12 protein-coding genes are annotated in these 12241 nt (G+C 35.8%); 1 reads left to right on the top strand and 11 read right to left on the bottom strand.

Going from position 1 to position 12241, the window contains the following annotated elements:
* Window positions 1–231: 231 nt before the first annotated feature.
* Complete coding sequence (locus ASU03_RS04540) at window positions 232–969, top strand: YciK family oxidoreductase (protein ID WP_057830672.1); 738 nt, start codon at window positions 232–234, stop codon at window positions 967–969.
* Between the two features lie 245 nt (window positions 970–1214).
* Here ASU03_RS04540 and wecB read toward each other — a convergent pair whose 3' ends face one another.
* The 11 genes from wecB to hepT form a co-directional block, all read right to left on the bottom strand.
* A complete protein-coding gene (wecB, locus tag ASU03_RS04535; RefSeq protein WP_057830671.1) occupies window positions 1215–2336 on the bottom strand; it encodes a non-hydrolyzing UDP-N-acetylglucosamine 2-epimerase in 1122 nt (373 codons plus the stop codon).
* Between the two features lie 17 nt (window positions 2337–2353).
* The gene (locus ASU03_RS04530) at window positions 2354–3064 is read right to left on the bottom strand and encodes a WecB/TagA/CpsF family glycosyltransferase (RefSeq protein WP_057830670.1); all 711 of its coding nucleotides are present in this window, start codon (window positions 3062–3064) and stop codon (window positions 2354–2356) included.
* 31 nt (window positions 3065–3095) lie between these two features.
* The gene (locus ASU03_RS04525; RefSeq protein WP_057830669.1) at window positions 3096–4199 is read right to left on the bottom strand and encodes a glycosyltransferase family 4 protein; all 1104 of its coding nucleotides are present in this window, start codon (window positions 4197–4199) and stop codon (window positions 3096–3098) included.
* On the bottom strand, window positions 4199–5074 hold the full coding sequence (locus ASU03_RS04520; RefSeq protein WP_057830668.1) for a glycosyltransferase: 876 nt from the start codon (window positions 5072–5074) through the stop codon (window positions 4199–4201). The genes ASU03_RS04525 and ASU03_RS04520 overlap by 1 nt, the downstream gene beginning before the upstream one ends.
* Window positions 5067–6386, bottom strand: coding sequence for an O-antigen ligase family protein (locus ASU03_RS04515; RefSeq protein WP_057830667.1), 1320 nt, complete (start codon window positions 6384–6386; stop codon window positions 5067–5069). Before ASU03_RS04515 ends, ASU03_RS04520 begins: the two co-directional genes overlap by 8 nt.
* Window positions 6386–6937 carry an acyltransferase gene (locus ASU03_RS04510; RefSeq protein WP_231731484.1) on the bottom strand — a complete coding sequence of 184 codons (552 nt, stop codon included), beginning with the start codon at window positions 6935–6937 and terminating at the stop codon, window positions 6386–6388. The genes ASU03_RS04515 and ASU03_RS04510 overlap by 1 nt, the downstream gene beginning before the upstream one ends.
* Window positions 6937–8160 carry a glycosyltransferase family 4 protein gene (locus ASU03_RS04505; protein WP_057830666.1) on the bottom strand — a complete coding sequence of 408 codons (1224 nt, stop codon included), beginning with the start codon at window positions 8158–8160 and terminating at the stop codon, window positions 6937–6939. Before ASU03_RS04505 ends, ASU03_RS04510 begins: the two co-directional genes overlap by 1 nt.
* Window positions 8153–9328 carry a glycosyltransferase family 4 protein gene (locus tag ASU03_RS04500; RefSeq protein ID WP_057830665.1) on the bottom strand — a complete coding sequence of 392 codons (1176 nt, stop codon included), beginning with the start codon at window positions 9326–9328 and terminating at the stop codon, window positions 8153–8155. The genes ASU03_RS04505 and ASU03_RS04500 overlap by 8 nt, the downstream gene beginning before the upstream one ends.
* A gap of 1 nt (window position 9329) precedes the next feature.
* Entirely contained in the window at window positions 9330–10631 is a 1302-nt protein-coding gene (locus ASU03_RS04495; RefSeq protein WP_057830664.1) for a lipopolysaccharide biosynthesis protein, read from the bottom strand.
* The gene (locus tag ASU03_RS04490) at window positions 10631–11572 is read right to left on the bottom strand and encodes a Wzz/FepE/Etk N-terminal domain-containing protein (protein ID WP_057830663.1); all 942 of its coding nucleotides are present in this window, start codon (window positions 11570–11572) and stop codon (window positions 10631–10633) included. Before ASU03_RS04490 ends, ASU03_RS04495 begins: the two co-directional genes overlap by 1 nt.
* Window positions 11573–11830: 258 nt before the next feature.
* Window positions 11831–12241 carry a type VII toxin-antitoxin system HepT family RNase toxin gene (gene hepT, locus ASU03_RS04485; RefSeq protein WP_157465806.1) on the bottom strand — a complete coding sequence of 137 codons (411 nt, stop codon included), beginning with the start codon at window positions 12239–12241 and terminating at the stop codon, window positions 11831–11833.

The raw sequence follows: 12241 nt of genomic DNA, 5'->3' as shown, positions 1-12241 counted from the left end.
ATTTTAATTTTAGCTTTCGAACTAAAGTTCAAACTAACGTTTGAATAACTAGTTAGACCAGTTCAAGTTACCCCAAGATGTCACAAGGTGCTAGTATTTTTTTACTTTTTTGTATTATTCTGTCTTACTTTGTGTTGTTTCTTCATGTTAATAAACTTTTTTCTCGTCAATGAAAATGTCAACGAGTAGAATAGACAGGTATTTTTCTCACACACAGCGAAAAGATCTAAGATGTTTAATTATTCAATAAAAGATGCTTGTTTAAACAACAAAACCATTCTAGTTACGGGGGCTGGTGCTGGTATTGGCCGCACTGCCGCATTAACTTATGCCAAACTTGGTGCCACAGTAATTCTTCTGGGTAAAACGGTTAGTAAACTTGAAGCTGTCTATGATGAAATTGTAGCCCTTGGCTTAGCTAAGCCCGCGATTATTCCTTTAGATTTAAAGGGTGCCACTAAGCAAAACTATATTGATATGTGTTCAACTATTGTAAGTCAATTTGGTCAGTTAGATGGTGCATTACTTAATGCCTCAATTTTAGGTGAACTTACGCCCTTTACTCAAATTCATGAGCAAGTGTTTAATGATGTGATGAAAGTAAATGTTACCGCGCAATATCTGCTGGCTCAAGCATTAATACCAACATTATTGTTAGCACCAAAATCCTCTTTAGTTTTCACTTCTTCAGGTGTTGGTAATCAAGGTCGCGCTTATTGGGGAGCATATAGCATGTCGAAATTTGCCACTGAAGGCATGATGCAAGTTATCGCTGATGAATACGATACCAGCAATTTGCGTACTAACGCAATAAACCCAGGCGCTACCGATACCAACATGCGCTCTTGTGCATTTCCCGCTGAAGATAAAACAGAGATTGCTAACCCAGAAGCTATTATGCCGTTATATGTTTATTTGATGTCGAACGACAGCATTGAAGTGAATGGTCAAACCTTGAAAGCTCAATAAACACACAGCGTCATGCTGAACCACAATCGTCATGCTGAAGCTCCATCGTCATGCTGAACTTGTTTCAGCATCTCAAACAGCAAGTGCCACACTCATTAGATCCTGAAATAAATTCAGGATGACGAGTTCGGAATGACGATTTTATCCCATTAAACCTTGTAGAGAAGCCTTAACTCATAGCTAAATCATCATCTGCGAGCGCATATTCAACATTGACTTTCATGTGAGCTAACTAAAAATTACAATCAATTTAAACTAGCAAGCTTATCAACTATACGTTGACAGGCTTTACCATCCCCGTAAGGGTTATGAGCAAAAGCCATTTTTTCGTAAGCTTCATTATTCGTCAATAATTCATGAACATTATTGAAAATAGCGTCTACATCTGTACCTACCAATTTAACCGTGCCAGCATCAACAGCTTCTGGTCGCTCAGTCGTATCTCGCATTACTAACACGGGCTTACCCAAAGAAGGTGCTTCTTCTTGAACACCACCAGAGTCCGTTAAAATTACCGTAGCTTTATCCATCAAATAAACAAAGGGTAAATAGTCTGCAGGCTCAATTAAATACACATTACTTTTATCCGCTAATAAGCGCTTTACTGGCTCACGTACATTGGGGTTTAAATGCATTGGGTAAACAAATTGTACCTGAGGAAACTCATTAGCTAAGTTAGCAATAGCTTGGCAAATACGCTCAAAACCACCTCCAAAACTCTCTCGGCGATGCCCAGTGATCAAGACCATTTTTTTATCTGCATCAAGAAAACTGAATTTTTTAGCCATACTTTTCTGAATGGTAACATCTTCATCAAGTTTACTTTTAACATCTAACAAAGCATCAATAACGGTATTTCCCGTAACAGTGATTTGATCAATATGAATGTTTTCTGCTAATAAGTTTTGCTCAGATGTTAATGTGGGCACAAAATGCACTTCAGCCAAAGCAGCAGTCAATTTTCGATTACCTTCTTCAGGCCAAGGTGAATATAAATTACCCGTACGTAAACCCGCTTCCACATGCCCTACTTTTATTTGCTGATAATAAGCAGCAAGTGTTGTAGAAAAAGTTGTCGCTGTATCACCATGAACCAATACATAATCAGGTTGGAATTCGGCTAAAATAGGCTTTAATCCTTGCAAAATACCGCAAGTAATGTCGTTTAAATCTTGACCTGGTTTCATTAAATTCAAATCATAATCAGGTGTAATTTTAAATAACGCTAACACTTGGTCTAACATTTCTCGGTGCTGGCCAGTAACACAAACTTTCGCTTCGAAGCGATCATCATTTGCAAGCTTGTGTACAAGAGGTGCCATTTTGATGGCTTCAGGGCGAGTACCGAATACAGTTAATATTTTCATAAATGAACCTTTATAAACTAGCTTTTAAATAGCCAAATAAAATAGCTAATAATTTTTTTATAACGAGGTAAACGTTTCAAATCACCTAACAGACGATAAAGCCACTCTAACTTAATTTTTTGAACTAAAATGGGTGCTCGTTTTAATTCACCCGATAGCACATCAAAAGCACCACCGACACCAATAAGAATCCCCTTAACACCGGATTCTTTTAATAAGCCGATAACTTCATCTTGTCTAGGTGCCCCCATTGCTATGGCAACAATCCCAGGGGTGAGTGCTTTTATTTCCAGTGATAATTGCCTTATATTTTCTTCATTAACATCAAAGAAGCCATCGCGATAGCCACAGACATTAATGCCCTGTTCAGTCAGGAGCTTTGCTGTTTTAGTGACAGTAGTCAATTTAGCCCCTACTAAATAGACACCTTTTTTTCCAAGTTCCTTATCAGCTAATATTGCTTCAAAAACATCTATCCCTGGAACTCTTTTACTGTCATAACCTCGCCAAGCCAAAGGCATTGATACACCAATACCATCAGCAATAACTAAATCAGCTTTAATAAACAACTCGGTGAAGGTCGGGTTATTGACCGCTTCAAAAATAATTTCAGGGTTAGCCGTAATAATATGGTAGGGTTCATCCACATTATAATGCTGGTGGATATGACTTAATACCGCTTCTTTAGTATTAAAAGGTGTGACATTAAAGTCTGTTAGATCTTTCACTTAAACTTATCCTAGCGAAGGTTTTAAAATATTAGAATTTTTTTTCAATGGCATCATATAAACGTTCGGCAACATGCTCTGACTTATACTGCCTTGCCGACTTCACAGCTTGTTTTCTTAATAATGAATATTTTTCTTCTGTGAGATCGAAACACTTCACGATATTTTCATACAAACTATCAGCGCAACCATCTTTAAATAAAAAACCATTATCCCCATGAAACAACATATCGGTTAACGGCTCTATAGCACTACAAATAACGGGTGTACCACAAGCAAGAGACTCTACAGCAACTAAACCAAAACTCTCTCGTCGTGTGGGGAATAAAAAGTAATCAAAGCTACGGTATTTCTCCCCTAACATCTTTTGTGCTAAAGGCCCGTAATAAGTGACAATATCGCTTAAATTTAGCTGTAAAACCATAGCATTAAACGCAGGAACTTGAGCGCCAGCTCCATAAACTGATAACCTTGATTTAGCGTATTCAGTTGGATTGTTTTCTTTCAATAGCGAAAATGCTAAAAGCATTAACTCCCAACCTTTGCCTTCATCCACCCGAGAGATATAGCCAAAGTGTAAATCATCGTTATTAGTGATTAACTGATTACTCTCTACTTTTGGCGGGTAGAAAAAGTCCTCTCGAAAACCTGCCGATTCGGAAATAATAACGTTATCTTCATCGACAAAAACATGTCTAGCCAATAGCTGTCGTTTAAAATATAGCGAAGGTACCACAATAGCAGTAGCTCTTTTTAATATATAAGCGGAAGGTAAACCCATTATTTTGTGAATTAGACGCGTACCAACTAAGTCATCACCGTGTATATTGACTAAATATTTAACCTTCTTAAACGGTAAAATAGGTAATAAGCATAACGTTGAATAAGTTAAATAATGAATATAGAAAAAGTCATACTTATTACTAAGTATCGCCTTAAGGCCCATAAATAAAAATTTAATATAAGCCAATAGTTTTTTAAACTTGCCTACTCTAGCGTTAATGACGATAGGTTGACTTAAGTTATAACCCATGTTTTTTAGTTGTCGGTAACTTAAACCGACAAAACTACCAAAACTAGGATCTTTTTCCGATGGAAATAAGTTAGAAATAAAACAAATTTTTTTTATAGACATTATTTATTACGTAAGCGTGCTAAACGCCTTTCTGCTAATTGAGGGAAATGTGAAACGATAAAATACCGAATAATTTGATCTTTAATCGGCCAAGTGAATAACAAAATAAAATCAACTAAGCCTAAACATTTTTCAGCATTATAAAACCTTAAAAAGTTAAAACATTTATTATTTTGTGCTGACATTAACTTTTGATGTTTGTCATAAAATTGCTTAAGCCCTTTAAGCCTGTTATCAATATTCCCTGTAATTCTTGGCTTATCATGTGCGGTATGTACAATATAGGTAGCGCCAGCAATGCGAAGTGCCGTACCATATTTAACAATTAAGCGTGTCCACATATCCCAATCTTGGCTAGAAGTCAGTGTTTCATCAAATAAACCAGCATCAATAATTCGTTGCTTACTAACTAACACTTGATTGGAGGTTTGATTAAAGTTCAACTGATCATGCAAGCTCACTTCTAACCCATGGTTTAATCTTGCTTTACGATGAGCACCATAATCCCAATAAAAGCCAGTACAGACAAAAGCAAAACGCTCATCAAAGGCGTTAACTAGCTCGGTTATACGCTCAGGTAAAAATTCGTCATCATCATCAAGTCCTGTCACTAGGCTGCCTTTAGCGTGCATTATTGCGTAATTTCTCGCTGCACAAGCCCCTTTGTTTTCATCAAACCTGTGATAGCTAATATTTTTATGCTTAGCCATATAATCAGCGACAACAACTTGTGTATTGTCGATTGAGCCATTATCAACAATAAAAATTTCAATATTGTCATAACTTTGCGCAAGCACGGAATTCAACGCACGCTTGAGCATATCTTGTCGATTTAACGTTGGTATCCACACAGTAACCAAAGGAGACTTAGGCACTTAAACGCTCCTTGTATTCAATCGACTTGGTATTTTCAAGTAATAATAAGGCATTTAATAAACCTAAACTAATGCCTAATGTTCCTGACATCCATACATGGCCACTGAGCTGGGATAAAAACAATAATATTAAATTGACCAGTAAAACACAGGGTGCATAAAGGCTATCGGTATTTAAAAAGATTTTAGCCGCTCGTCCAATAAAATAAAATGGCATAGCTAAACAGATAAGCAAGCCCATAAAACCAAACCAGACTAAGGTATCAACAGCATCAACCTCCGCAGAATATTTTATACCAACATGCTCGGCAACGCCGCCACCACCTTGGCCAAAAACTTGTTGAAACAAGGTACTTTGATAGACATAAATATTTAATAACTCTGCAGAAAATTCATTTCTTCCCGACCAGATAACACCAATAATCCCTTTTTGCGATAATATCCACATCATCCTATCGTACAGACCTAAGCCTTTTAAAAAATCAACAATAAAAATAATTAATGTGATAACTAAAATAGTGGCAGGTACCAATAATTTTATTTTCAGCCAGGTTAATCGGAAAAACACTTGCCGCTCATTAAAAAGTGGTACAAGAAAAATCAATAAAATAGCCGCTAACATTGCTGTTTTTGTAGCCACTAAGACACCACAAAGTAAAGTCAGAACAGCCATAACAATATAATATTTTCTATAGTGGTTCCAAAACATATGTAAGACGAAACCAAATAAAACAATTAATGTCGCGCCTAATTCATTTGCTGCATAAATATAACCGTTAGAGCCAGCAGTTTCGTCATTAGCTAAAGCGTAAGAAGGCCGCCCAAATCCCAAAGCGCCGACAGCTAAATTAACAAGTAAAATAGTGAAATTTGAGAACAATGCGAATTTAAGCCATTTTTCTACAAATACTGAATTAACCTGATAAACACTGGCAAAATACATAAAAACAGTTAATGGCATTAGTATTTTAATGACTGCTGAAAAATCTGCAATAAAATACTCAGCTACAGGTAAACGAAATAACTCGGCAACTGGGCTCACTAATAACAGGGTAATAATAGAGAGTAAGACAATAAAAACATTAAATTGATAACGCGCAATCATTAACAATAGGCAAACAAAAAGTACCATTTTATAGAGCAACGATATTTTCAAATCAATACCTAATTGTAAAACAAAAAAGCCGGAAGCAATATCAGCTAAAAGGTAAAAACTTAACATCCACACTATAATATAATGACAAAACACCACACGCTGTTCATGTATGGTTTGTCGAAATAGGCTACTATTCAAAACTTGTACAGCAACCATTAAAAACGCTCGGGGAAATCATTGAAAGTTTCATAATAGGCACGTTTATAAGACTCTATATCTTTAATAACTTTTGCAGGATTGCCCACGGCAACACTATTATCAGGAATACTTTTAATCACTATACTACCGGCACCAATTACAACATTTGAGCCAATAGTAACACCAGGAAGAACAATACTACCCCAACCAATGAATACATTATCACCAATATGAATAGGATCACGATATGAACAACGGGACCCAGGTAAATAAGTAGGTTCAAAGTTGACTAATTCTGGTAAAAACAATGTAGGTGAGGCATCATGAGCCAATAAAGTAACACCAGTAAGAGTACAATTATTACCAATATAAAATTTATCACCTTTACTTGAACTTGAAAACTTACAATCAATTAAAATCGTATTTTCACCTAGTTCAACCCCTTGTTTGCTATACCGAGCCACATTAAATGCGTAATGAGCTTTCGCAACACGGTTTTTTAAATAATGATTAAAGGTGAACAATTGAATAATACGTAGGATGTAATATTGTAGTTTTAAAAATATCACTATCGGTTATCCTTCTTTTTTGAAAGAATAAACTCATCATCAAGCAATTCTTGCGCTAGAACTGACCAATTAAATTTAATTTTAGCTTGTTGACGATTAAACTCACTAATAGTTCGATAGTCGTTATCGAGTAATTCAGCAACCTGACAAAAAGCATGGCTAAAAGCTTCAATGCTATGCTCAGCCGTAAAAAAATTATGTTCTTTATCTATGATCTCATTACTTGCAGTGACAACCGTACTGGAACTTGGTGCGGTAATAATAGGAAGCCCTGTCGCTAATGCTTCTAATATAGTTTGCCCTAAAGGTTCATAAATTGAAGACATCACAAAAACATCAGCGGCTTGATAATAACGTTCAGGACATTGTTGGCGACCAAGTAACTTTACTTGGGTTTGGCATTGTAATTCAGCGGTTAATTTTTTAAAATCATCAAATAAATGGCCATCACCTAAAATCCACAATTCAAGATTGTCTTTGTGGCTTGCTACTATTGCTCTAATCGCTGTTTCAAAGCCTTTAGCTTTAACTAAGCGACCAATACATATTAAAACTATTTTATCCGTTGTTAAGCCTAACTCTTCTCTAATAAGTAATTTATCTTTTCTACACAGCGGAAAAAAACGATTAAGTGAAACACCAGGTTTAGTGATGGTAATATCTTTCCGATCGGTTATTTCACTCACTTGCGTTAGCATATTTTGGCTAAAAACAAATAATTTATTCGCGTGTTCTAGTGCTTTTTCTTGTAAGTATTGATGAAAAGCAAAAGATAATTTAGCTCTTATTTTGGCAAAACCACTTAAGGTTAAATTCATACTTATTTTCGTTTCATTTTTTACCACGCCGGGTATCAAATAAGTAATATTTTTACAACCTGCAAGTTTGAGTAACATTAAATTAAAATGGTATCGACAAATAACAGTAGAGGGTTGATATGTTTTCAACAACCTTTTGTAGAGGAAAAAAGCATTGGTTAAATGTTTGCTGAAACCGAGAACACCTTGTCCAGAAAAAGTGCGATAACGATATATTTCAATACCATCTTCCATTTCATATTCAGGTAACTCAACATTTAAATGAGTAATATCACTGGTTACTATCAAAACCTTATAACCAAGCGCCTTATACTCTTTAGCTAAATGGTAAAGCGAGTTTTCAATACCACCGACACTTGGACGATACATATTACTGGTAATTAATACGTAATTTGAATTAATCATACGGCTTTAGCTCTTTATAGATATCGATTATATTATTTGTATTACTTTCTTGGCTCAAACGTTTAACCACTGACATTCTAAAAACCTCATCACCACAAAACTTACTGGAGTACATCTTTTCAATCGCAAGAGTTAACGCATTAATGTTTTTTTGCGGATAAATATAACAAGCGTCTGACTCAGGTCCGGCAACCACTTCAGGTAAGCCACCACAATCAGAAACAATAATAGGTAAACCAATAGAAACCGCTTCTAACGCCGCAACACCAAAAGATTCGGCTTGAAAGCTTACAGGATCGGTAATCGATGGTTGAACATATAAATCATGCATGCGCATTTTATCAGCAACTTCTTGATGACTAAGTGCCGAAAATATTTTTACATTATCTTCCAGTCCTAACGAAATGATTAAGTTATCGATAACCTTTTTTAAGGGGCCATCACCTATTAACATTAACTGAGCATTTTTCTTATATTTTTTTAACCACAGTGAAAAAGCATACAGTAAATCACTATGGCCCTTACAAGCAACCATACGACCAACCATTAGTATTTTATAAGGTTGCCCTAATGATTCTTGATAAAAAATACGTTTAGGATTGGTGGAAAAGTGAGGGCTAAAACCATTAGGTAAAACCCTCAACCTATCAGCAGATATAGCTATATTTTCTATCGCTTTGGCTTTCAAAAAATGTGTTGGTACGGTACTTATAGTATTTATTTGATTAGAAAAACGAGATAAATCTCGTTGATAAAATCGGCGTTTTAATGGTTCACTGGTAACATCAGAACCATAATATGAGATCACTACCGGAATATCTAATTTTAACTTATTAAGGATATGATAAATTAATTTCGCACCATTACCCGTATGAGAATGAATAATATCAGGATTTTCACTTTTTAATAACACAGACCAAGCAGAATAATTAATGAAAAAAGCTAACTGCTGAAAGCGAAAAGCTAAAATCCCAGTAATCCTTGCTGAAATTAACTGCTGAATCGGAATGTGTTTGACTGATTTAAAAGGGCGCGACTCCAAGTTGGTCAAATAAGAAGCAACAATAACATTATCAAAACCATCTTTCGCCTCAACAGCGCAAATTTGATCATAAATAAAGGTTTCGGTTTGCATGGAAAAATTTGGTGTGTAATGTAATATTTTCATATTAATTTTTTATATTAGTTAAGTTTAAAGTTCTTTTGATCATAAATAATTTCACCGAGATTGTACCAAAATACTGCACAGCTAGCGCTAAAATAATACCAAACAATGCCCAGTATTGACTAAAATAGTAAGTACATACTATAAAAGTGACATTTAAACTAATAGTTAACCATAACTGCTGCTTAACAAAACCCAAGGCCACAAATAATGGGTGAATGCTCATAAAACTAACCGTTACCGCCTGCAAGACAAAGAAGACACCTAGCTGCCAAACATAAGCCGACATATAGTCACCAAAAACTAAAGGCAGCCAATAAGAGGACGTGAAAGCAAGTAATAAGGAAAAAGGTACACTAACGGCCATAACCACTAAGGTTACTTTACTTGATAAGGCTGTCGCTTTTCTTAGTTGATTATTTGCTAATAACATTGAAAATTCAGGAAAAAGCACTTGCCCAACTGGCCCAGTGAATTTATCAATAATAGTGCCCAATTGTCGAATTATTTTATAAACACCAGCGGATTCTACCGATAATAAAGCGCCTACTAAAATAGTATCTAATAGCCTGACAGGGATATCAGCCATATTAGTAAAGTGGGTATAACTATTAAATTTGACAACATTCCGCCAATCAAAAGTACCTTTAAATAAAGGTATGCTATCAAAAGAGATAAACTGACGCTTCAATGAAAAAAGACCTAAAGCGATTAAGCTAAGGGCGCCGATAGACATAGATAAAGTCATAAACGTTATGATTTCAGCTAACGATAAAGAAAAATAACTAGCCGCCAAAGCCACAACTAAATTTAAAGCTGCAGCAAAAACCGCATGCAAAGCCACATAAGAAAATTTACCTGCCAGTCTAAGCACACCAATACCCAAACCTATTTGACTGAAAAAAACCACTACACTAAATAATTGCAAGTAGCGAGTTAAATAGCCTGGTAATTCAAAAAAAACGACATAAAACGGTGCGAGTATAACCGCTAAAATAGCGCCTAATAACGCATAAATAAAATCTTGGATGGCACAAATGGAGACAACAGAATGAAACGAATCAAGATCACTGTCTTTATATTTGGCACCGAATTTGATCAGCCCTTGCCAAGACTGTGGGTTAGCTAAAGCTGCAAAAACAAGAATATAACTTTGCAACAACACCAACACACCAAAATCAGAACCTTCTAGATAGCGTGAATACAAAGCGGTCGAAGCAAAAGCAAATAAGGCGGCAAGTAAATTACCAGATAGAGCGTGCGATATTGCTTTAAGCAAGCCTCGCATTTTAGCTTCTAGCACCATTACTTTACTTTTTCAGGACGAATATTGACATAAACAAAGGAAAACAATAAAGACAACAAAGCACCTAAAAATGTACCCGCTGCGGCGATTAACGCACGAGAAGGACCTGATTTTTCTTCAGGAGTCACGATAGGCGCAAGTGTTTTAAATAAGTATTCTTTACGTACTTCAGCCAATACAGTTTTCTGCGTTTGCTCGGCAATAATGCTATAAAAAATAGTCAGCATTTCACTGTTATTCGTAGTAGCTACTTGCTGCTGTAAATATTCAATACTGTCATCGGCCAGTTTTTTCTCTTGTAAACGCCAGTAACTATTTAAATCTGCAACAAGCCATGTTAACCATTTAGTAGCTAATTCTGGAGAAAGGTAAGTTACAGATATATTTATGTAACCTTTTTTACTTATATACTCAATCTGAATTAAGCTCAACAATGTGTAGTAACCTTCCCAAGGCGTCGGAATGATTTTTCTCCCTGGGGGAGCACCGCGTACCCATTTTTTCTCCTGTGCGTTATATAACTCTTCATTGTAAATCAATGAATCACTGGCTTGATCCCATTTTGTTGCAGCTAATAACTGCGGGAGAAGGTTACGTTTTTCAATAAATGATTGTAAAAAGCTACGCGATTTAAGCAATTGTAACGCAATAGCATTATCATCGCCCTTACCACCACCTAAGCTAATACCGGCTATTCCAGCCAAACCGCCAAATTGCCCCGCAAGCTGAGATAAGCCTCCGCCTGAGTCACTTTGCGCGGGAACAAAAATACCTTTAGCCGTGTAAACATTGGGTTTACCCATTGCTATATAAACTGAACCGACGGCAAAAGCTAAGGTGATAAATAGGATGAACCATTTCATACGAAAAATAATGCTGAAGAGTTTTTTAAAACTCACGATATCGTTAGTCGTTTCCAAGGCTAGTAATTCATGTTTCATCTATTCTTCCGTCTAAGCATTCTAAATCTGATTAATGGCGCGCATTGTAGCATTTTAACCTGAGGATAAAACTACAAATTATTCGAATAAAAACACTAGCCAACAGGTGCCCCACTCATTAGATCTAGATCCTGAAATAAATTCAGGATGACGAATTCAGGATGACGATGGTGTCATGCTGAACTCGTTTCAGCACATCAAACAACAAGTGCCACGCTTATTAGATCCTGAAATAAATTCAGGATAACGAGAAAAACACTAAAGTAATAAGGATTTAATTGCTTTACCGAAATGTTGAAAATCAACTAGGTGGTTTTCAACAACAAATTTAACAATATCAAGATTGAGTTCTTGGTAATCATGTACTGCAATATTTCTCAAACCTACCATTTTTTTCAAATTATCACTGATCTCTAGCGATAAAAAACCGGCTCTTTGTAACAATTCAAAACTGTCTCTGCTACTTTGTGGTATACCCAATTTTTTTAATTTATTTATATAATTGGCTAAATCAATTGCCGCTTCACAGGCTCTTTGTAAATTTAATATAATCGAATCTTGGCGAGTATAGTCAGTCATAAAACCATCACCTGCTTGCTGATAAACCTCAGTGATACGAGACAAGCAACGCTCAATTTTCGCCAATTTATTGATAACAACATCATCCAT

The organism is Colwellia sp. TT2012 (assembly GCF_001440345.1).
In the GTDB taxonomy this organism is placed as follows: Bacteria; Pseudomonadota; Gammaproteobacteria; order Enterobacterales; family Alteromonadaceae; genus Colwellia.
This window is presented reverse-complemented; position numbering and strand designations above follow the sequence as displayed.